The sequence below is a fragment of the Embleya sp. NPDC055664 genome (assembly GCF_053618075.1).
On the sequence record NZ_JBSHGZ010000007.1, the window covers coordinates 291,479 to 312,905 of the forward strand.

A 21,427-nucleotide genomic window follows, 5' to 3' on the forward strand; every position below is an offset into this window, starting at 1 on the left:
TCAAGCTGTCGCACGCCGTAACCCCGTGGGAGCGCGTCGGCGTGCTTGGCGGATTGCTCCGTGAGCGCTGGTAGTCCCGTGCTCCTTCAGGGCTTGCGCCGCTACTCGCAGATGGGCAGGTCGCGCGCTCGCTGACGTGCCTGGGCACGTAGCTCCGAGAGTCGTGCGTGGAAGCTATTGTGTCGGTTCTGGTCGAGATTGAGGGGCAGATCGAGCTGGTCGATGAGGCTGGATTCCAGAGCCCACGGCTCCGGGTGTTCCAGCCAGCACACACGGGCGTGCTCAGCCATCCACGTGCTGAGCGTGCTCTCTCCGGTCTTGCCGAAGGTGAAGCGTTTCCCGCTGCCAACTCGTCGCAGTTCCAAGCCAAGAAGGCAGCCCAAGGTGAGCCGCAGCGTGGAGCCCGCCGCGTTGCCGCGGAAGTGGTAGCGCACTCTCTTGCGCAAGTTCTGAGCGCTCGTCCGATTGGCCATGTGCCGCGGGGCGATGCCCACGTAGAGCATCCGTCCCGAGGACAGAGCCGGATCTGGAGACGTCTCGAAATGCCACCCGTAGACACCCGAGGTGGACGGAACCGGGCTGGGGCGCACCAGGATCTCGGATGCTGACCAAAGGTGATCCGGACTGACGAGAGCAGCGGCGTGAACGGATGCTTCCTGGGGCTGAGAGACCGGCATCGTCGCACGCTACGCGAAGAGAACGACGATGCCTACGCTTCTATTGCAAGTCCCGACGCTCGCCAAGCGGCAAGTGCTCAAGTGCCTGGGGCTCCGCCCACTCAGCGCCGGGACCGACGAAGCACAACCGGCTCCGGAGCGGGTGTGAGCCCATTCCCAAAACCGCGCCCTGACCAGCACGTGAACCGCGCCGAGGCCCACCCAATTCCAAGATCATTACACGCATGCTGCACAACCAGTCGGCTGCCCCCAAAACCCAACCCACGCACCCGGTCCACGGCATGCCGGGGACCGGGTGGCATGCCGTGGTTTATGCGCGCGGGTCACGCAACCCGACCAACAACCCAGCTGCTCGGCAACCGCGGCCCGACCCCCGAAAGCCCAGCACCAACGGGTGTCCTACGCAACGAGCGCGCCCCGGTCGCGGCCAAAGGTCGCGTCGCCGGCCCCCAGCCGGCTCGCAGCGCAGCTGCGAACTCGTGATACGAGACGATGTACAGCAGTCAGCGGACTCCTCCTCGTGATTTCGTTTCCACGTATCAAACAGGAAGACTCGGAAGGTGCCTGCTGTCAAGATGGATCGTATGGATCGACTTCTTGAGCAAGTTACTCAATTGGTTGCAGCGGCTGCGGCCGAGGCAGAACCGGCGCCCGATGCACAGCCTTGGGACTACGGATGGTCGGCAGAGGCCTACCGCAGGTCTGCGGGAGCAGCGCTATCATCCCCCGGCGGTCCCGTATGTCTATCTAGGGAGGGGGTCGAAAAACTTGAGGAAGTGTACGAACTGCTTATCAAGCAGCAACGAGTTCGAGACCGCTGGGACCGTGAGGAACTCTGGAGCATAGTGGGTTCCCTCATTGCTTTCATTTCCACCATCGACGCTACGGAAGCCAATATTGCTGCCAAAGTTCGTTTGATTATGGACTCCAAGCCGTCGCTGGTGGTATTTCCAGTATCGAATCTTAATTGGGAAGGGGAACCTCTTCGAGTAGGTAAGAGAGCGGTGATCGGCCTTCTGGGGGACGAGTTTGGTGTAGCTGTTTCGCAATTGGGAGGTAGGGCAGCCAGCGGAAATGTGAATGTAGCAGATTACATCCGTGCGCTAGATTACAGAAGCCCGGCAGTTGGCTTTGCCGTCTTGGTGCCGGGGCAGTCGTCATTGGCGAGAGCGCAAGCAAGCCGTACCTTGGAGCTTTTGATCGATCTTTCGATCTTGCTGGTTACTGACAAACAGGAGCGGCAATTGTGGTCGTTGCGTGGTAGTACTAATAGGCCGGGAGTTCGGGGAATCTCGTTGGATCGTGCCGCCCTTGCGGAAAGCCTAAGAACTTCGGGTGATGCCCATGAACTTTACTCCAAACCTCTGGTTCTGAGTGCTATTGGACCATTTTCGGTCGTGGAATGGCTGGGTGAAGACCCGATCCCGCTAAAGGAAATTCTGCAAGATCCAGTACTGCGGGAGGCAATTGAGAGATCCCTATCTGGCGACACGGCAATCAGGCGCAGGGTCCAAGTGGCTGCCAGATGGTTTGCTGATAGCTACTGGGCTGCGGCGACGGATGACGCCACACTTGCTGCTGGGGTTGCTCTAGATTCCCTGATCGGATCAACGGGCGGGCTTCCTGGGCGCGCCATGAAAGAAAGATACGCGCTCTTGGAATCTGATCCTACTAAACGCGCCGGACGTGCTAAGGATTATCAGGAAAATTACAACGCCCGAAGCAAAATTGCCCATGGGGGCGAGGCGAAAGAAATCGATGAAAGTGGATTCTTGAGAAGTATGCAGGATTCAATTACGTGGGCGACATGGCGCCTTCTGGAGGCCGAGAGCGTGTTCTCTCTGAGTACGGATAAGGAATTTGACGCGCTCGTCGAAGACTTGCGTTGGGGAATCCGGGAATGGCCCATGTCTCAAAATGCTTCTAATGCAATGAGTTCAGATGTCGACAGCTGATTTGCATCAGTTGAGCTAGTTGGCTGGTGTCACGCCCTTGAGGCGTGGGTTGGTGGGGCCGCGCCGGGACCGGCGTCCACGCCGCACGCCCGGTGCGGCCCCACCAACCCACGCGAGCGGTGCGCAAAGCGCGGCGCTCTTGATCCAGTAGAGCCAAATTCGGCAATGGTCGATTGGGTGCTGTTGGCGGGTCGACAGGGCACGGGATGCGGGTAGCTTCGCGGTATGGCGGATGGCGGGGTGTCTGGGGCCGGTGGGGCGTTCACTGCGGAGCATGCTCGGGAGGTGTTGGGCTCGGCATGTGCTGTGGCCGGGCTGAGTGCCGAGGGGGCGTCTCTGCTGCGGCTTGGGGAGAACGCTGTTTTTCGGTTGGGCGATCCGGTTGTCGTGCGGGTGGCTCGGTCGGCGGACCGAATCGATGAGCATGAGCGGATCGTGGCTGCTGCTCGGTGGCTTGCCGAGGTGGGGTTCCCGGCGGTGCGGGTCATGTCGCGGATACGGCAGCCGCTCGTGGTTGATGGGCGGGTGGTGACCTTCTGGGAGCTTGTTGCCGAGAAGGAGCGGTTCGCGGGTGTGGTCGCGTTGGCGGAGCTGCTGCGGCGGTTGCACTGGTTGGAGGAGCCGGAGTCGCTGGGGCTGCCGCATCTGGAGCCGTTGGCGGCGACCTGGGGGCGGATCGACGCCGCGGTGGCGTTGGGCGATGAGGACCGTGGGTTTCTTCGGCAGCGGGCGGAGGAGCTTCGGAAGCGGTATGACGCTCTGGAGTTCGTGCTTCCGTTTGGGCTCGTACACGGGGACGCGAACGTTGGGAACGCGCTTCTCGACGATGCCGGGCGGGCGGTGCTGATCGACCTGGACGGCTTCGCGCTCGGGCCGCGTGAGTGGGACATGGTGCTGACTGCGATGTACTACGAGCGGTACGGGTGGCACACCCGGGCCGAGTACGAGGCGTTCGTGCACGCGTACGGGTTCGACGTCATGAACTGGTACGGCTATCCGGTGCTGGCCGACATGCGTGAGTTGATGATGACTGTGTGGCTGACGCAGAACATGGCTGGCGACGCTGCGGTGACGGCGGAGGTCGAGCGGCGCATGTCGGACCTGCGGTCCGGTGCCGACCGGCACGGGTGGAAGCCGTTCTGAGGCCGGATCAACTCGTGGTCTGCTGCCACAGGCGGTGGCCCTCGGCCTCCTCCAGGAATTCGGCAACGGGAGCTGAGGTTGCGAACCCCGCCAACTTCGTGCGGAATTCCGACAGATACGTCATACATCGGGCGGACTTGAGCTGCCGCCCGAGTTTCAGTGCTGTGAGGGCGCTGCGGCAGGCGAGTTCGGGTTCTCCGGCCGTCAGGTGGGCTTCCGCCAGGACCATGGTCGCGAAGAAGTCGCTGCGGACGTAGCGGCCGTCCGTGCCGCCGAGACACAGTTCCGCGTATGTGGTGGCTTGCTGGGCCTGGTGCATGTCGCGGAAGCAGTGGCCCAGCTCGGCGGACAGCTCCGCCTGGTCGAAGTAGCCGATCCACTCCGGGTCTTCACCCGGGTTGGTGCGTTCGAAGATCGTCGTTGCCCGGGTCAAGGCCGTGTTGCATCCGGCGTGGTCGCCGACGCGGGAGAGTGCTCGGGCCTCCATCGCGAGGAACTGCGCGGTCAGGGTCGGCGTTGCGTGGCCTGTTGTACCGAGCTGGGCGGCGCGGGCCAAGTTGGCTGCCTCGGTGAAGCGGCCGAGGTAGGTGGCCTGATGGCTCATCGCGGAGAGGACGCTTCCTGCGAGACGGCGATCTGCGGCGGCCTGGGCCAGGCGGAGGGCCTGGATGAAGTAGCGCTGGGCCAAGCCGTGGTGCCCGCTGTCGTAGCTCATCCACCCGGCGAGGAGCGTGGCTTCGGCGACCGTGCCGAACAGGGCGCGGCCCACGGGCTCTGTGCTGCGCGCGGTCAGCAATTCGGCGACATCGCTGTCCAGGTATTGGATCAATGCTCGGCGGCCGTGCCCTCCCCCGAAGCGGTTGTCCAAGTCGGCGTAAACGTCGACCGTTGCACGGACGGCTTCGACGTCTGACATCCCGATCTGGGTGCGGGTTCGTGAATTCGGCAACTGCTCTTGCTGCCCGGAAACGAGCCACGCGAGCGGCGCCGCGTTCCAGGCGGTCGGGTCCGGGGTCAGCGCTTGCATGTCGTTACCAGGCGCGAGATCGGCACGCCACAGCGCTGCAAGTGCTTCGATGCCGTCCGTGGGAGTGCTGGGGTAGACCGTGCCCGGGGTCTCCGGAGCGGCCGGGGCGTTGCCCAACCCGAGTCGGTGTGCCGGCTGGCCGTAGACCTTCACCAGCAGCTCGACGTAGTCGGCGGGGTAGGTCTGGCCGTTCTCCCAGCGGGCGATGCTTCGCAGGAGTGATGTGTCGGTCGGGAGAGAGCGACCCTCCTGCGCGGCGGCCTGGCGGAGGGCGTAGACGAGACGGGGCTTCTTCCAGCCGAGGTGAGTTCGGGCCGCGCGTAGGAGATCGGCTTGATACGGCGTGGTGGTCGACACCACGAATTGCCTCCCCGGAAGCGGAGCCAGATCAAGCCATCATGCTCGCGCACACGAAGCGTCGTCAAAGAATCGCAGTGAGTTGATCTTGCTGACGCGCGCTTAGGTGACACGCCGTGTCACCCCTTGTCATCCCTTGCCGTCTGCCTCGGACCGGTGCCGCCGTCGCATCGTGGTGATGCCCGGCGGAACGACCGGCGGGCTTCGGGAGATGAACATGACGCTTCATCAGGCGAGTGAATCCGCCGGTGGCTGGCTGCTCGCAGCCCTTGGCACCTCTGCCGGGACCGGACACCCCCGGGCGCCTCGGCTGTGGGCGACCGGCCACGTCGTGGACGCGGTCATCGTGGCGGACCGGCTGGGCATCGAAGCGGTCGACTGGTATCGGCGTCTCGGTTCCCTGGCCCCGCCGTCCGTCATCGACCACCAGGCGCGGAAGGTCGCCTTCCTCATCGCGCCGGTCGGGGAGCCCTTCTTCGCGGGCGCGTTGACGGTTCTGCGAGGGGATGTGCCGTACCGCTACCTCTCGACAGGCGGGTATCTGGTGGTCCCCGGCCGAGATGCCGAAGCCGGAGATCGCTACCAGTGGCTCAGCAAGCCCACGGAGGAATCCACCCTCGATCGCGACGCGGTCGCGGTGCTCACCGTCCATCTCCTCATCGCGCTGCGCAACCTGACTGCCGCAGCCGAGGGCACGGGCGATGAGTGATCCGGACGCGGCTTCCTGGTCGCCCATCGACACCACGGCTTGGTACGAAGCGCGAACCGCCGTCGCCGCTCTGCGGGATGTTCTGATCGCCGCCAGCCTCGCCGAGCACTTCCCCTATCTCCGGGCCGACGTCAACGCCTTCGGCCACGGGTTCGTCGAACTCGGCCGCACCACACCGGAAGCCGCCACCCGGCTCGCCGAACTTCTCGCCGCAGCCGAGAAGAACCCCACCTGACAAGGAGGTATCGCCATGCGTCCTGCCGCCGACAACGCGCGAACCTGCGCGCCACATGCCGAGGTTCTGCACGCCGGCATCCCCTACGTTCGTGGCTGGAGCAAGGCGAACAACGCCACGACCGAACTCGCCACACGCCTCACAACAGCTGACCTGAACATCGGTTTCGGAGCACTCAAGGCGGAAGTGAACGTCCACGGTGACGGCCTGGTCAACCTCGGCCCCGTCCCTGCCGACGCAGTCCACCGCCTGGCCACGCTCCTCGCCAACGGCCTCTGTGCCGAACTGGATCACCTCGCCGCGCACGACGAAGCGGCCTGACCTCACATACCCCGGTCGGGTGCGTAGCGCGCTCCCCGCGCACCCGGCCGGACCACCGCACCACCCGACCGATATTCGGCAACGGCCGCCACAGGCCGGCTCGCACCGACCAAACGCCCAACGGTGTCGAGACAACCAGCCGAGGTCCCCACGCAGACGGGCCCAACAGGACGCGACCTGACCAGTCCAGACCTGCGAGGGGACTTGCTCCCGTGAGCGAGAAGAGCACTCCCGGACGGCTCCTGACCGTCCCCCAAGCCGCCGACCGGCTCAACGTCGGCGAGCGCTTCGTCCGTCGCCTCATCGCAGAGCGACGCATCACCTTCATTCGGATCGGCCGCCACGTTCGAATTCCACAGGACGCGGTCGACGCCTTCATTCGCGCTGGACTTGTCGAGCCCAGCCGGACATGCGGAAAGGCAGCCTGATGGCCAACAGCAAGGGACGGCGCCGTCGTTTCGGGGCGGTCCGCCAACTTCCGTCCAAGAAGTGGCAGGCGCGATACCCCGGGCCGGACGGCCAACTGCGGACGGCTGACAAGACCTTCGCCACCAAGACGGCCGCCGAAGAGTGGCTGACCGACACCGAGTCGGAGATGCGCCGCGGCGACTGGATCGACCCACGCGGTGACATGGTCTTCGGCACCTACGCCACGGCCTGGATCAAGGAGCGGCCGAACCTCCGCCCGCGCACGCGCGAGCTGTACAGCATTCTGCTTCGTCTCCACCTCAAGCCCACGTTCGGCGACGCAGCCATCCCGGCGATCAAGGAGGCCGACGTGCGCCGCTGGCGTGCCATGCGCCTGGAAGGCGGCCTTGGCCTGTCGACCACCGCCAAGTCGTACCGACTCATGCGCGCGATCATGAACACCGCCGTGGACGACGGCCTGATCCGCCGCAACCCCTGCCGCATCAAGGGCGGCGGCGACGAGAAAGCTCCGGAACGCCCGATCCTCACCCTCGAACAGGTCTTCACGCTCGCGGACGGTGTCGGCCCTCGCTACCGGGCCCTCGTCCTCCTCGCCGCCTTCGGCTCGCTGCGCTGGGGCGAACTCGCTGCCCTCCGGCGCGATCACGTAGACCTCGACGCCGGCACCATCCGCATCGACGTCTCCGCCATCGAGATGAGCAACGGCAAGCGCGTCACCGGTCCGCCGAAGTCGGCCGCCGGCAAGCGAACCGTCACCATCCCCGCGCCGATCCTGCTTGATCTCCGTCGGCACGTGGAGTGGTTCGCCGAGAAGGAGGACGACGGCTTGCTCTTCGTCGGCCCGAAGGGCGCCGCTCTCCGCCGGTGCAACTTCACCCGGGTGTGGCGATGCGGGACCCGGCACCTCGGCGTGACCGATCTCCACTTCCACGACCTGCGCCACACCGGGAACGTCCTCGCCGCCGAGACCGGCGCCACGCTCCGGGAGCTGATGGATCGCATGGGCCAGTCGACCTCCCGCGCGGCCCTGATCTACCAGCACGCCCGCGCCGGCCGGGACCAAGCCATCGCGGACTCGATCGCGAAGCGGATCAAGAAGTCTCGGCCCCAAGATCATCGCCAATCTGGCACGGATCTGGCACGCGAGGCGTAGGAGCCCCGGAAACGACGAAGGCCCAGGTCTCGGATCATGTCCGTGACCTGGGCCTTCATTAAATGAGCGGGCGACGAGAATCGAACTCGCGTTCTAAGCTTGGGAAGCTCATGTTCTACCATTAAACTACGCCCGCAACACAGGGCTCCTTGGAGCGCTGCACCGTCACTCTACCGGATGGCCGCGTGTGGTCGCAGCATCGTTCCGGCGGTGGGTGCGGGAGCGTTTGGGTGGATCCGGGTGGCTGCGATTACGCTTTGCCCGTGCTTCTATCGGACAAGGACATTCGCGCGGAGATCGACTGCGGTCGGGTTCGGATCGATCCCTACGAGCCGGCCATGGTTCAGCCGTCGAGTGTGGACGTTCGACTCGACCGGTTCTTTCGGGTCTTCGAGAACCACAAGTACCCGCACATCGACCCCGCCGTCGAGCAGCCCGACCTCACGCGGATGATCGAGCCGCCGGAGGGCGAACCGTTCATTCTGCACCCGGGCGAGTTCGCGCTCGGTTCGACCTACGAGGTCGTGTCCCTGCCGGACGATGTCGCGTCGCGGCTGGAGGGGAAGAGTTCGTTGGGGCGGCTCGGGTTGCTGACGCACTCGACCGCCGGGTTCATCGACCCGGGCTTCTCCGGGCATGTGACGCTGGAGTTGTCCAACGTCGCGACCCTGCCGATCAAGTTGTGGCCGGGGATGAAGATCGGCCAACTGTGCATGTTCCGGCTGTCGTCGCCGGCCGAGTTCCCGTATGGGTCCTCCGTGTACGGGTCGCGCTATCAGGGACAGCGCGGGCCGACCCCCTCACGGTCGTTCAAGGACTTCCACCGCACGAACGTCCGCGATTAGGAGGGGAAGGGAGCGAGGGTGGCCCGGGACGACCGTCAAGGACGATCCGACCCCGATCCCGACCTCGACTCCGGTCCCGACTCCGGCCCGCACCCCCGCGACCGACGCCCCCGAACAGAAGATAGGCATCCCCGGACATGAGTGACGTGCGCGAAAACCTCACCTGGCCGCTCTTCGGCCAGGCCACGCGCGAGCTGGCCATGCAGGTCGCGGCGGACGGGTACGAGCCCGACATCATCCTGTCGATCGCCCGCGGCGGCGTGTTCGCGGCCGGCGCGCTCGCGTACGCGCTGGACGTCAAGAACCTGCACCTGGTCAACGTCGAGTTCTACACGGGGATCGGCACCACGCTGGACATGCCGGTCATGCTCGCGCCGGTGCCCGACGTGGTGGACTTCTCGAACAAGAAGGTGCTCATCGCGGACGACGTCGCCGACACCGGCAAGACGCTGCTCCTGGTCCGCGACTTCTGCGAGGGCAACGTGGCCGAGGTGCGCTGCGCCGTGGTGTACGAGAAGCCGCAGTCGCTGGTGAAGTGCGAATACGTGTGGAAGCACACCGACGACTGGATCAACTTCCCGTGGTCCGTCGAGCCGCCCGTGGTCACCCGCCAGGGCCAGATCCTCGACGCCTGAGCGACGAGCGGTGCGGGACGACTTCCGCCCGCGTCACCGCGCCTGCGTGCTGAACCGCATCAACGCCCCGAGCACGTCCACCGCCCCCGGCAGCCCCCGCTCGATCGGGTCCGGCGGCACCGCCCACCGGGTCCGCCCCCCGCACGCCGTGGACGAGGGCGGTGCCGGTACGAAGTGGCCGACCGCGTGGTGCCGGACGTCGAACCGGGCCGTGTCGTTGTGGTCCACCGTGTACCAGTACAGGTTGCGCGCGCCCGGATCGACCAGGAACAACAACCGCTCGCCCGGCAGCTGCAACACCGGCCCCAGCGGCAATCCGACCACCTCCAACTGGCGGATCGCCGCGTAGCCGACCTGCGCCGGCGCGTCCAGCACGTCGAACTCCAGCCCGCTCGCCAGCAGGACGGTGTACGGCTTGCCGCTCCACCACTCCCACACGTCGTCCGTCGACCGGGTGGCCCGGGTCAACCCCGGTTCGGCGGCGGGGTGCGCCCCCGGGTCGGGGCATTCGGTGTCGCCGCATGAACATCGGCCGTCCTCGACGTAGGCACCGGGCAGCACGGGCCAACCCCGATCCACGACGTAGAAGAGGGCGGCGGCCTGGAGCGCAGCCCGGGTGCGTTGCCGCACAAGCATGTCCGTTCCGTTCCTCGCGACCGGACCACGACGAAGTGTCGTGGTCCGGCAGGTGTACTCCCGGTACTCCTACGAGTACACCGCCCGAAACGGCCCCCGAACAGATCCGCAACGCGGCTCGACCGTGCCGCTTGCGGTCCGCTTGGTCCACTGCCGGCACGCTTCGCCGCCGGCCTGACCAGGCGTCAGCCCCCGCACCCGCCCCGAACCCGGTTCACGAGGTCGCGAAGCAACGAAGCGACGACGCCCCCGACGCCCCCGACCCCCCCCGACGTCACGACGTCACGACGTCAACGGCAGCTTCAACACCAACAACAGCGCAATCAACTCGACCGCCACACACCCGAGCGCACGCGGCCACGCCAGCTCGTGCACACGCATCATCAACGTCGTCAACATCCACGCCGTCAGCACGAACGAGAGCAGCCCGACGCCGGTCACGATCGAGTTCTTGTCCGGCGCGAACATCGCGACCACCAGGCGCGGCGCGTCCGCGATCCAGACCACGATCATCGACAGCGTGATGAACGGCGTCGGCGAGCCGTTGCCGCCGAACTGGGTGGCCAGGGCGTGTGAGACCAGGCCGAGCAGCGCGCAGAACGCCGGCACCATGACCACGACGATGCCCAGCGCCGGCACGCTCGTGCTCAGCGTCGAGTGCACGATCTCCTTGCGCGACGCGTCGTTGGCCAGCACCGCGAGCACACCGCCGAGCGCGGACATGATCAGCGCCGGCCACCACACGGCCTGGTCGCGCGCCTCGTTCATGGTCCGCAGCGGCCGCAACACGAGGCCGCTCAGCACCTCTTTCCAGTGCAGGTACCTCGGCGGCCCACCGTACGGCGGCGGCTGGTACTGCTGCGGCTGCGGAGGCGGCACCGACGGCGTCACCGTCGTGTACTCCTCCGGCGGCGCGCCGTAGATGTACAGACTCGTCTCGTCGGGCAACGACAGCGGCCCATAACCCGAGTCCCCCGACCCGCCCTGCCCACCCTGCGGCGACGGCGGCGGAGGCGGCGGAACCGGCTGCCCATACCCCTGCTGCCCCGGCTGCCCGTACCCGGGCTGCCCCTGCTGCCCAGGCTGCCCGTACCCAGGCTGCCCCTGCTGCCCCCCGTACCCATCGCCGTAAGCCCCGCCGTACTGAGGTGGTGGGTAACCCTGGCCGGCAGGCGGGGGCTGTTGCCGGTACGGGTCGTAGGGTCCATTGCCAGTCACACCCCTGACGGTACCGGCACCACACCCCCCTCCGTCGTCGCGGGACGGTGGTAATTCGGGCACAAAACCGAACGCCGCCGGCCCCGAGGGAACCGACGGCGCTCGCCGCACACCGAGCGCGCCGAAGCGCGCCCCGAAATAGCTACTTGGCCCCCGCGTCCTCCAGGACCCCCTCCTCGGCCGGCGGCTCCGGCAGCTTGACCGACTGGAGCAGCAGCTGCGCCACGTCGACCACCTGCAGCTCCTCCTTCGCCTCGCCCGCCTGCTTCTTGGCGTTGATCGAGTCGGTGAACATCACCAGGCAGAACGGGCACGCGGTGGAGACGATGTCCGGCTTGAGCGAGAGCGCCTCGTCCATGCGTTCGTTGTTGATGCGCTTGCCGATGCGCTCCTCCATCCACATGCGCGCACCGCCGGCGCCGCAGCAGAAGCCGCGCTCCTTGTGCCGGTGCATCTCCTCGTTCCGCAGGCCCGGCACCCTCGCGATGATCTCGCGCGGGGGCGTGTAGACCTTGTTGTGCCGACCGAGGTAGCACGGGTCGTGGTACGTCACCAGGCCGTCGACCGGCCCGACCGGCAGCAGCCGGCCCTCGTCGATCAGGTGCTGGAGCAGCTGGGTGTGGTGAATGACCTCGAAGTGCCCGTCCAGCTGCGGGTATTCGTTCGCCAGCGTGTTGAAGCAGTGCGGGCAGGTGGTGACGATGCGCTTCTTCGGCGCGTCCTCGAGGGCCGCGTTCAGCGTCTCGACGTTCTGCGCCGCGAGCATCTGGAAGACCACCTCGGAGCCGAGCCGGCGCGCCGAGTCGCCCGTGCAGGATTCCTCCTTGCCGAGGATCCCGTACTTGACGCCCGCGATGTCGAGCAGCTCGGCGAACGCCTTGGTGGTCTTCTTCGGACCGTCCGCCAGCGCGCCCGCGCAGCCGACCCAGTACAGGTACTCCAGCTCGGCGGGCTCGATGTCCTGCCCGACGATCGGGACCTCGATGCCGGTGGTCTTCTTCAGCTCCTTGACCCAGTCGAGCCGGGCCTTGGTGGCCACGCCCCACGGGTTGCCCTTGTTCTCCAGGCCCTTGAGCATCGTCGCCGCCTCCGACGGGAACGCGCTCTCGATCAGCACCTGGTAGCGGCGCATGTCGACGATGTGGTCCACGTGCTCGATGTCGACCGGGCACTGCTCGACGCACGCGCCGCACGTGGTGCACGACCACAACACGTCGGGGTCGATGACCCCGTTCTCCTCCGCGGTGCCGATCAGCGGCCGCTCGGCCTCGGCCAGCGCCGCCGCCGGGACCTTGGCCAGCTGCTCGGGCGTGGCCTTCTCGTTGCCCTCTTCGTCCTTGCCGCCGCCCGCGAGCAGGTACGGCGCCTTGGCGTAGGCGTGTTCGCGCAGCGACATGATCAGCAGCTTCGGGGACAGCGGCTTGCCGGTGTTCCACGCGGGGCACTGCGACTGGCACCGACCGCATTCGGTGCAGGTGGAGAAGTCGAGCAGGCCCTTCCAGGAGAAGTGCTCGACCTGACTGACGCCGAACACCGCGTCGTCGGCGGGGTCCTCGAAGTCGATCGGCTCGCCGCCGGAGGTCATCGGCTGCAGCGCGCCCAGCGCGACCGTGCCGTCGGCGTTGCGCTTGAAGTAGATGTTGAAGAACGCCAGGAACCGGTGCCAGGCGACACCCATGGTGGGGGTGAGGCCGATGGTGATCGCCCACGTCATCGAGATGACGATCTTGATCGTGGCGACCAGGTAGACCAGGTTCTCCAGCGAGTTCTCGGAGAGGCCGCCGAACGCGGAGACCAGCGGGTAGCTGACCCAGTAGCCGGGCTCGTACGAGTCCACCCCCGCGAGCGCGCCCTCCAGCCCGCGCAGCAGCATGATGCACACGCCGACCGAACCGACCACGAACTCGACGAAGTACGCCTGGCCGAAGTTGGACCCGCCGAACCGGCTCTTGCGGCCCGCACGTCGCGGGTGGCTGAGCTGGCGGATCACGATCAGCACCAGGATGCCGAGCACGGTCATCAGGCCCATGAACTCGGTGAAGACCTCGAACGGGTCCCAGTGGCCGAGCCCCCACAGCGCGAACTCGGGCGTAAAGAGCTGCCCGTACGCGTTGACCAGGGTCAGGATGAGCGCGCCGAAGCCGACCATGACGAACCAGTGCGCGGCGCCGACGATGCCCCAACGGAGCATCCGGGTGTGCCCGACGGTCTCGGTCAGCATCGTGCCCAGACGCTTGCCGGCCGCATTGGTCCGGCCGCGGACGGGCTGTCCGAGTTTGACGAACGAGTAGATGTATGCGGCGGTGCGCCCGAGTAGGGCGAACCCGATCACGCTGATGAACAGCGAGATCACGATCGCTGCGAGCTGCATGGGCGTTCGGCTCCTCCGGTGGGACGTCCCTTCCGGGGCGTGTATCGGCCGACAGCGTACGGCCGTGCGGGCATCTTACCCACTGGTAACTTAACCACTGCGTCGATGATATCTGTCACGCCGGACGCTATCGGCTTCGCAGGTTTTGCCCGCTTTATCCCACGCCGGACGATCTTGTCGGACCCCACACTCCACTCCGGACCGGCTCCCGAGCCGATCCGAACGCGGCGCACCGATCCATCCGGCTCGCCAGTTGTGTGACGCACCGTCAGATCTGTACACATGCATGCTGCCATGCCACGGCGCCGGGACCCGCAAGAGGTCCCGGCGCCGTGTGTTTCGCCCGCGTCCACCGACCGCCGAGGCGGCCGATCACAGTGTCTTGACGGCCTGCTTCCGAGGTTGCACGACCAGCGTGTCGCCGGCTTCGTCGAGATCGACCAAAACCGTGTCGCCGTCGCCCACCTCGCCCGCCAACAGGGCGCGCGCGAGCTTGTCGCCGATCGCGGTCTGGATCAGTCGGCGCAGCGGCCGGGCGCCGTACGCCGGGTCGTAGCCGGTCAGCGCGAGCCAATCGCGCGCCGCGTCGGTCACCGTCAGGGTGATCCGCCGGTCCTTGAGCCGGGCGCCGAGCCGATCCACCTGGAGGCCGACGATGTGCGCCAACTCGTTCGTGCCGAGCGCGTCGAAGAGCACGATGTCGTCGAGCCGGTTCAGGAACTCCGGCTTGAACGAATTGCGGACCACCTCCATCACCATCTCGCGCTGCCGCTCCGGCGAGAGCATGGGATCCACCAGATACTGCGATCCCAGGTTCGAGGTCAGGATCAGCACCACGTTGCGGAAGTCCACCGTGCGGCCCTGGCCGTCGGTCAACCGCCCGTCGTCGAGCACCTGGAGCAGTACGTCGAAGACCTCGGGGTGCGCCTTCTCCACCTCGTCGAGCAGCACCACCGAGTACGGCCGCCGGCGCACCGCCTCGGTCAGCTGGCCGCCCTCCTCGTAGCCCACGTAGCCGGGCGGCGCGCCGACCAGGCGCGCGACCGAGTGCTTCTCCGCGTACTCCGACATGTCGATGCGCACCATCGCGCGCTCGTCGTCGAAGAGGAAGTCGGCCAGCGACTTGGCCAGCTCGGTCTTGCCCACGCCGGTCGGGCCCAGGAACAGGAACGAGCCGGTCGGGCGGTCCGGGTCGGCGATGCCGGACCGGGCCCGGCGGACCGCGTCGGACACCGTCGTCACCGCCGCCTGCTGCCCGATCAGCCGCCGGCCCAGCTCGTCCTCCATCCGCAGCAGCTTGCCGCGCTCGCCCTCGAGCAGCCGCCCCGCCGGGATGCCGGTCCAGGACGAGACCACGTCGGCCACGTCGTCCGGGCCGACCTCCTCCTTGACCATCGCCGTGCCGTCGGTGCCCCGATCGCCCTCGGTCGCCGCGGCCTCGGCCAGCTCGCGCTCCAGGGTCGGGATCTGCCCGTACATCAGCTTCGACGCCGTCTCGAAGTCCCCGTCGCGCTGGGCCCGCTCCGCCTCACCGCGCGCCGCGTCGAGGCGCTCCTTCAGCTCGCCGACCCGGTTCAGCCCGGCCTTCTCCTGCTGCCAGCGCGCGGTCAGCCCGCTGAGCTGCTCCTGCTTGTCGGCCAGGTCCTTGCGCAGCCGCTCCAGCCGGTCCCGGCTGGCCGCGTCGGTCTCCTTGGCGAGCGCCATCTCCTCCATCCGCAGCCGGTCCACCGAGCGCTGCAATTCGTCGATCTCGACGGGGGAGGAGTCGATCTCCATCCGCAGCCGCGACGCTGCCTCGTCGACCAGGTCGATCGCCTTGTCGGGCAAAAAGCGCGCGGTGATGTAGCGGTCGGACAGGGTGGCCGCGGCCACCAGCGCGGAGTCGGCGATCTGCACCTTGTGGTGCGCCTCGTAGCGGCTCTTGAGCCCGCGCAGGATCGCGATCGTGTCCTCGACGCTGGGCTCGCCCACGAACACCTGCTGGAACCGGCGCTCGAGGGCCGGGTCCTTCTCGATGTGCTTGCGGTACTCGTCCAGCGTGGTCGCGCCGACCAGGCGCAACTCGCCGCGCGCGAGCATCGGCTTGAGCATGTTGCCCGCGTCCATCGAGCCGTCGCCGGTGGCGCCCGCGCCGACCACGGTGTGCAGTTCGTCGATGAAGGTGACGACCTGGCCGTCGCTGGACTTGATCTCGTTCAGGACGGCCTTCAGCCGCTCCTCGAACTCGCCGCGATACTTCGCGCCCGCGACCATCGCGCCCAGGTCGAGCGCGATCAGCCGCTTGTCGCGCAGCGACTCGGGTACGTCGCCGGCCACGATCCGCCGGGCCAGGCCCTCCACGACGGCGGTCTTGCCGACGCCGGGTTCACCGATCAGTACCGGGTTGTTCTTGGTCCGCCGTGACAACACCTGGACCACCCGGCGGATCTCCGAGTCGCGGCCGATGACCGGGTCGAGCTTGCCGTTTCGGGCCTCCTCGGTCAGGTCGCGGCCGTACTTCTCCAGGGCCTGGTAGGTGCTCTCCGGGTCCTGCGAGGTGACCCGCGTGCTGCCGCGCACCGCCTTGAAGGAGTCGAGCAGTGCCTGCGGGGTGGCCCCGGCCTCGCGCAGCGCCTCGGCGACCGCGCCGGAGCGGCCGGAGGCGAGGCCGACCAGGACATGCTCGGTGGAAACGAACGCGTCGCCGAGCTTGTCGGCCTGCTTCTCCGCCTCGTCCAGCGCGAGCATCGTCTCCCGGGCGAGCTGCGGAGCGGCCACGGTCGAGCCGGACGCACTCGGCATACGATCCGCGATCTGGGCGACCGCGACCTTCAGCAGCGGCACATCCACACCGGCGGCGCCGAGCAGCGGGACGGCGATCCCCTCGGGCTGTTCGAGCAGGGCGAGCAGCAGATGCGCGGGCTCCACCTGGGGGTGTCCCGCCGCGGCAGCCTTGCGGATGGCGACCGAAAGGGCCTCTTGGGCCTTGGTGGTGAGCTTCTGTGCATCCATGTGAGGTGTGCGTCTCCTTCGCTTCGGGCACGCGCTGTCACGGCCATCATCCCGTCCGTGCCGCGCGTGTACCGCACCCGAACGGTTCGTTGACTATCGCAACCACAACTAAGTTGAGTCTATTCCACTCAACCATGCCTTGCCCGGGATGCTTACACTGCGGACATGCCAGATGTGTCCGGTGCTCTCGAAACACTCGACGCGCTCGCGGATGAGGCGGTACGGCTCATTCCGGCGGCGCCCGGGGCCGATCGGGTCGTGCTCGGTCTCGCCGGTCCGCCGGGAGCCGGGAAGTCCACGCTCGCCGGTCGGCTGGTGCGCGCGATCGAGCAGCGGGTCGGGTCCGGTACCGCCGCCTACGTGCCGCTCGACGGCTTCCACCTCTCGAACGTGCAGCTCAAGCGGATCGGGCGGCTGCATCGTAAGGGCGCGGTGGACACGTTCGACGTGTGGGGCTACGCGACCACGCTGGCGCGGGTGGTGCGGGAGGTGGATCGGGACGTGTACGTGCCCGATTACGACCGGACGTTGCACGAGCCGGTGGCCGCGCGGCACGTGGTGCGGCCCGGGACGCGGATCGTGGTGACCGAGGGCAACTACCTGGCGCTGGACGCGCCCGGCTGGGCCGACGCCTACTGCCTGATGACCGAGGTCTGGTACGTACACGCCTCGGACCGGGTTCGCGACGAGCGGCTGACCAGGCGCCAACGCCGGGGCGGGCGCAGCCCCGGCGAGGCGATGGCCTGGGTCGCGGGCAGCGACCGCCCCAACGGCGAACTCGTCAAACGCTCGAAGTCGCGCTGCGCACGAGTGGTGACGGTGGTGTGGTGAGCCCACGGCGCTCGTCGGCGTGGGTCGACGCGGCCGGCCTGCCGGTCCTCATGCGCCGGACGGGCTGTGATCGGCCCGGGCCCGGGCCGGCCGGCCTGCGGCCTGCTTGTCCTCAAACGCCGGACGGGCTGGAATCGGCTCGGGTTGGAGAGGGCCGGAATCGGCTCGGGCCGGAGATGGCCCCGGGGTGGGATCGGCCTGTCCGGCGGGTTGTGCTTCCGGCTACTTGAGCCACGCCGGGGCCGGGACCAGGAGTTCCACGTTGCGGTCCTCCAGGCGGCCTCGGCGGCCGTCGACCTTCGGGTCGGGGCGGTCTCGCTCCTGCCAGTCGTTGCCGGCGAGTTCGCGGGCCAGGGCGGCCAGGGCCAGGGGGGAGTCGAGTTTGTTGCCGTGTGATTCCGGGCCGGCCGAGTCGATGATCGTGCCGAAGATGGACAGGGTCCCGTTCGTGTTGTCGGCGATCTCCACGATCCGCGACTGGGAGGGCCAGTCGATGTGCGACGCGGTGTTGACCTCCCAGAACCCGCCGGGGACCGCGCTGCCCGCCGGTCGCGGGTAGGGCTTCACGTAGTTGTCGTGGGTGTGCCCGTTGACCCACAACACCACGTTCGGGAACCGCAGCAGCAGCGCCTGCACCTGCGGCCCCAGGATCCGCGCGGGCTCCCCGGCCGGCACGGTCTTGTTGGTCATCGTCTCGATGGTGTGGTGGCTGAACAGCACGAACAGCTTGTCCTGACCGGTGCCCTGGACGACCTTGCCCTGCTCGTCGAGATGGCTCGAACTGCCCTTGACCAGCTGGTCCTCCAGCCAGGCGAACTGGGTCGGGTCCAGGCATCCCGAGTCCGAGCCGTACGAGTTCACCGTGTCCAGGACCAGGCAGCGCACCGGGCCCTGGTCGAAGGTGTAGTACGCGGTCCTGGTGTCCAGGTTCTGCTGGGTGAAGCCGTGGCCCTTGGGCAGGCCGGTGGTGTTGAAGTGCTCCTTGATCGTCTCCGCGCGGTCGACGAGGCGACGATCCGGGTCGGCGGTGACCTTGCGCTTGGAGCCGGCCAGCAGCGCGGCCAGCGCGTCGGGCTTGCCGCTCTGCAGTCCGAGGGCCAGCGCGGCCACGGTCTGCCCGGGGGATATGTCGAGCACCTTCTCGTCGCCGACCGCGACCTTGCCCAGCAGTTCGCTGACCGGCAGGTTGCCCTGGACCAGGCCGTCGTGGTTGCCGTAGGCGCTGTACCAGGGGGTCTTCAGGCCGGTCGCCTCGAACGGCCGCCGGCACGCGTCCAGCAGGCCCGGCACGGTGGGATAGCCGTACTGGGCGCGCGGCACGTCGTCCTTCTGCCCGGGCGGCGTGCCGTCGGGGTGCCAGTAGCGCTCGTGGTACGCCACCGCGTCCATCGGGCCCTCGTACCTGTTGCGATCGCCCGAGTCGGGCGTGACCTTCTTGCCGCCGTCGAGCACGTCGATGTACCAGCGCAGCTCGTTGAACTGGATGTTGTCGGTGTTGTCGCCGGTGCAGATCGTGAAGGCCAGCGGCGCGCCCAGGGCCGGACCCTTGCCGATCCGGTTGAGCGACTGCACCATCGCCTCGGCGATCTGCGCGGTCAGCACCTCCTGCGGGCGGTACGCCGACTGGAAGGGCAGCAGCTTGGCGAACGGCTGGTCCTTGTCGCTGTGCCGGTCGAGGAAGTCCACGCGCGCGGTCGACTGCGAATCCTGGATGTGGATGTCGGTCAACTGGGTGAACGCGACCAGGGAGCGTCGCTTCGCCTTATCGCCCGAGCTGCCGCCGGGCATCAACTCGCTGCGCAGCAGGTGTGGTTCACCGGGTCCGGCAACGATCTTGCGGTAGCCGCCCGGTCCGGGCGGGCCGAGCACGAGGGTGCGCTCCAGCGTGGTGCCGGCCGCGCCGGCCGGCTTGGGCGCGCCCGACTTGGGTGCGTCGCTCGACTTCCCGTCGGGCTTGTCCTTGTCGTCGTCGGAGCACGCGGCCACTCCGAGCAGTGCCGCGCTCGCGGCCGAGTACTTCAGGACGTCCCGACGATTCGGCTTCATGCGGCGACCCTACTGACGCGTAGCGAGCCGCATCAAGGAAGCGTCGAGGCTGCGTCGAAGAAGCGCCGAGACCGCACAAAAAACGGCGAGGAGGGGGCACGGCCGGGGCCGTACCGCCTCCTCGACGTCGTCGCGGCCGTCAGTCCGAACGCCCGCGCCGCGGCTTCCACACCACGAGCGCGGTGCCGGCCTGCGGCCGGACCGGGACCAGATCGCGCCGGTAGGACGCGTGTACGGCCGCCTCGCGCCGGGCGCTCGCGTCCGTCGCCTCGTGCAGCGCGTGCTCCATCTCGGCCACGCGCATGCGCAGCGCGAGCACCTGGTTCTCCAGCTCCAGGATCCGCTTGATCCCGGCGAGGTTGATGCCGGCCTCCTGGGAGAGCCGCTGCACCTCGCGCAACTGCACGATGTCGCGGGCGGAATAGCGCCGCCCCCGGCCCGCCGTACGGTCCGGCGAGACCAGGCCGAGGCGGTCGTACTGTCGCAACGTCTGCGGGTGCAGGCCGGACAGCTGGGCGGCGACCGAGATCACGTAGACCGGAGAGGTCTCGTCGATCTCGAAGCCGTGCCCACCGCCGATACCTCCACCGCCCAAGCCGCCCGGTCGCATGTCATGCCCCCTTCGCCGCGTCCAACAGATCGGCTCGGGGATCGTGCGCGACGGTCGCCTCGCGGAACGCCTCCAGCGCTTCGCGCGCCTTGTCGTTCAGCTGCTGAGGGACCGTCACCTCGATGGTGACCAGGAGGTCGCCCCGAGTGCCGTCCTTGCGTGCCGCCCCGCGTCCGCGCACCCGCAGCGTGCGGCCGTTGCCCGTGCCCGCGGGGAGCTTGAGCGTGACCGGGATGCCGCCGAGCGTGGGTACGGTGACGTCCGCCCCGAGCGCGGCCTCCGGGAAGGTGACCGGCACGGTGACCGTGAGGTTGTCGCCCTTGCGTCCGAAGACGGCGTGGGCCTTGACGTGCACCACGACGTACAGGTCGCCGGCCGGGCCGCCGCGCTCGCCGGGCGCGCCCTTGCCCTTGAGCCGGATGCGCTGCCCGTCCTGGACCCCGGCCGGGATTCGGACCTGCATCGTGCGCGAACTCTTGGCCCGGCCACTGCCGTTGCACACGATGCACGGGTCGTCCACGAGCAGCCCGCGGCCCTTGCAGTCGCGGCACGGCTCGGAGAAGCCGAAACCGCCCTGCGGCCGGCTGACGTTGCCGGAGCCCGCGCAGGTCGGGCACATCCGCGGGGTGGTGCCCGCGGCCGCGCCCGTGCCGTTGCAGTGCCGACACGGTTCCGAACTGGTCAGCCGGATCGGCACGGTCGCGCCGTCGACCGCGTCGGCGAAGCCGAGGGTGACCTCGGATTCCACGTCGGTACCGCGCCGGGGCTGCTGGCGCCCGGTCTGGCGACCGCCGCCGAACAGGCCGCCGAAGATGTCGCCCAGACCGCCGGTGTTGCCCGCGCCGCCCTGCTGGCCGCCGAAGATGTCGCCGAGGTCGAACGGGAAGCCGCCGGTGCCGGACTGTCCGCCGCCGGTGCCGCGAAAGCCGCCGCCGCTGCCGAACAGGGTCCGGGCCTCGTCGTATTCCTTGCGCCGCTTGTCGTCGGCCAGTACGTCGTAGGCCTCCGAGATCTCCTTGAAGCGCTCCTCGGCCTTCGTGTCACCCTTGTTCTTGTCCGGGTGGAACTCGACGGCGAGCTTGCGATACGCCTTCTTGATCTCGGCGGTGCCGGCGTCCTTGGGGACGCCGAGCACCTTGTAGTAGTCCTTCTCCAGGTAGTCCTTCGTACTCATGCGCCCCTCGCCGATCGGGTCGGGGTGCCCTCGTGCTCCGAGCGCCCGTTTCCGGATTCACACC

General features: G+C 67.9%; 19 protein-coding genes and 1 tRNA gene. 10 read left to right on the forward strand and 10 right to left on the reverse strand.

The window, feature by feature from the left end:
• Positions 1-101: 101 nt before the first annotated feature.
• Positions 102-494, reverse strand: a complete 393-nt coding sequence (locus ACWGR4_RS15650; RefSeq protein WP_452131077.1) for a GIY-YIG nuclease family protein — start codon at positions 492-494, stop codon at positions 102-104.
• A 743-nt stretch (positions 495-1,237) separates the two neighbouring features.
• Between ACWGR4_RS15650 and ACWGR4_RS15655 the strand changes: the two genes are divergently transcribed.
• Together ACWGR4_RS15655 and ACWGR4_RS15660 are read left to right on the forward strand one after the other, a co-directional pair.
• Positions 1,238-2,632, forward strand: a complete 1,395-nt coding sequence (locus ACWGR4_RS15655) for a hypothetical protein (RefSeq protein WP_452131078.1) — start codon at positions 1,238-1,240, stop codon at positions 2,630-2,632.
• Positions 2,633-2,917: 285 nt separating this feature from the next.
• The gene (locus ACWGR4_RS15660; protein ID WP_452131079.1) at positions 2,918-3,775 is read left to right on the forward strand and encodes a phosphotransferase; all 858 of its coding nucleotides are present in this window, start codon (positions 2,918-2,920) and stop codon (positions 3,773-3,775) included.
• 7 nt (positions 3,776-3,782) lie between these two features.
• On the opposite strand, the gene ACWGR4_RS15665 is transcribed toward ACWGR4_RS15660, so the two are convergent.
• Positions 3,783-5,162, reverse strand: a complete 1,380-nt coding sequence (locus ACWGR4_RS15665; protein WP_452131080.1) for a hypothetical protein — start codon at positions 5,160-5,162, stop codon at positions 3,783-3,785.
• A 175-nt stretch (positions 5,163-5,337) separates the two neighbouring features.
• On the opposite strand from ACWGR4_RS15665, the gene ACWGR4_RS15670 reads away from it, so the two are divergent.
• The 5 genes from ACWGR4_RS15670 (at position 5,338) to ACWGR4_RS15690 (ending at position 8,006) form a co-directional block, all read left to right on the forward strand.
• Positions 5,338-5,868 (forward strand): hypothetical protein, encoded by a 531-nt coding sequence (locus ACWGR4_RS15670; protein ID WP_452131081.1) that lies wholly within the window; start codon positions 5,338-5,340, stop codon positions 5,866-5,868.
• On the forward strand, positions 5,861-6,103 hold the full coding sequence (locus ACWGR4_RS15675) for a hypothetical protein (RefSeq protein WP_452131082.1): 243 nt from the start codon (positions 5,861-5,863) through the stop codon (positions 6,101-6,103). Before ACWGR4_RS15670 ends, ACWGR4_RS15675 begins: the two co-directional genes overlap by 8 nt.
• Positions 6,104-6,118: 15 nt before the next feature.
• On the forward strand, positions 6,119-6,424 hold the full coding sequence (locus tag ACWGR4_RS15680; RefSeq protein WP_452131083.1) for a hypothetical protein: 306 nt from the start codon (positions 6,119-6,121) through the stop codon (positions 6,422-6,424).
• 212 nt (positions 6,425-6,636) lie between these two features.
• Positions 6,637-6,852, forward strand: coding sequence for a helix-turn-helix domain-containing protein (locus ACWGR4_RS15685; RefSeq protein ID WP_395799007.1), 216 nt, complete (start codon positions 6,637-6,639; stop codon positions 6,850-6,852).
• Positions 6,852-8,006: a tyrosine-type recombinase/integrase gene (locus tag ACWGR4_RS15690; protein WP_452131084.1), complete on the forward strand. Its 1,155-nt coding sequence runs from the start codon at positions 6,852-6,854 to the stop codon at positions 8,004-8,006. The genes ACWGR4_RS15685 and ACWGR4_RS15690 overlap by 1 nt, the downstream gene beginning before the upstream one ends.
• A 65-nt stretch (positions 8,007-8,071) precedes the next feature.
• Here ACWGR4_RS15690 and ACWGR4_RS15695 read toward each other — a convergent pair.
• Positions 8,072-8,142: transfer RNA gene (locus tag ACWGR4_RS15695), tRNA-Gly, on the reverse strand.
• A 127-nt stretch (positions 8,143-8,269) separates the two neighbouring features.
• Between ACWGR4_RS15695 and dcd the strand changes: the two genes are divergently transcribed.
• Positions 8,270-8,851 (forward strand): dCTP deaminase, encoded by a 582-nt coding sequence (dcd, locus tag ACWGR4_RS15700; protein WP_020557430.1) that lies wholly within the window; start codon positions 8,270-8,272, stop codon positions 8,849-8,851.
• A gap of 137 nt (positions 8,852-8,988) precedes the next feature.
• Positions 8,989-9,486 (forward strand): phosphoribosyltransferase, encoded by a 498-nt coding sequence (locus ACWGR4_RS15705; RefSeq protein WP_078976193.1) that lies wholly within the window; start codon positions 8,989-8,991, stop codon positions 9,484-9,486.
• A gap of 33 nt (positions 9,487-9,519) precedes the next feature.
• On the opposite strand, the gene ACWGR4_RS15710 is transcribed toward ACWGR4_RS15705, so the two are convergent.
• From ACWGR4_RS15710 to clpB, 4 genes are all read right to left on the reverse strand, one after another.
• Positions 9,520-10,122 (reverse strand): bifunctional DNA primase/polymerase, encoded by a 603-nt coding sequence (locus ACWGR4_RS15710; protein WP_126636613.1) that lies wholly within the window; start codon positions 10,120-10,122, stop codon positions 9,520-9,522.
• A gap of 282 nt (positions 10,123-10,404) precedes the next feature.
• Positions 10,405-11,070 (reverse strand): Yip1 family protein, encoded by a 666-nt coding sequence (locus tag ACWGR4_RS15715; protein ID WP_452131085.1) that lies wholly within the window; start codon positions 11,068-11,070, stop codon positions 10,405-10,407.
• A gap of 412 nt (positions 11,071-11,482) precedes the next feature.
• Positions 11,483-13,711 carry a (Fe-S)-binding protein gene (locus ACWGR4_RS15720; protein WP_380003410.1) on the reverse strand — a complete coding sequence of 743 codons (2,229 nt, stop codon included), beginning with the start codon at positions 13,709-13,711 and terminating at the stop codon, positions 11,483-11,485.
• Between the two features lie 372 nt (positions 13,712-14,083).
• On the reverse strand, positions 14,084-16,702 hold the full coding sequence (gene clpB / locus ACWGR4_RS15725) for an ATP-dependent chaperone ClpB (protein ID WP_452131086.1): 2,619 nt from the start codon (positions 16,700-16,702) through the stop codon (positions 14,084-14,086).
• Between the two features lie 165 nt (positions 16,703-16,867).
• Between clpB and ACWGR4_RS15730 the strand changes: the two genes are divergently transcribed.
• Complete coding sequence (locus ACWGR4_RS15730; protein ID WP_380003412.1) at positions 16,868-17,533, forward strand: nucleoside/nucleotide kinase family protein; 666 nt, start codon at positions 16,868-16,870, stop codon at positions 17,531-17,533.
• A 222-nt stretch (positions 17,534-17,755) separates the two neighbouring features.
• On the opposite strand, the gene ACWGR4_RS15735 is transcribed toward ACWGR4_RS15730, so the two are convergent.
• The 3 genes from ACWGR4_RS15735 to dnaJ form a co-directional block, all read right to left on the reverse strand.
• Entirely contained in the window at positions 17,756-19,579 is a 1,824-nt protein-coding gene (locus ACWGR4_RS15735; RefSeq protein WP_452131087.1) for a TIGR03767 family metallophosphoesterase, read from the reverse strand.
• A 139-nt stretch (positions 19,580-19,718) separates the two neighbouring features.
• Positions 19,719-20,189 carry a heat shock protein transcriptional repressor HspR gene (locus ACWGR4_RS15740; RefSeq protein ID WP_380003414.1) on the reverse strand — a complete coding sequence of 157 codons (471 nt, stop codon included), beginning with the start codon at positions 20,187-20,189 and terminating at the stop codon, positions 19,719-19,721.
• A 1-nt stretch (position 20,190) separates the two neighbouring features.
• Positions 20,191-21,363 carry a molecular chaperone DnaJ gene (dnaJ, locus tag ACWGR4_RS15745; protein WP_380003415.1) on the reverse strand — a complete coding sequence of 391 codons (1,173 nt, stop codon included), beginning with the start codon at positions 21,361-21,363 and terminating at the stop codon, positions 20,191-20,193.
• Between the last annotated feature and the right edge of the window lie 64 nt (positions 21,364-21,427).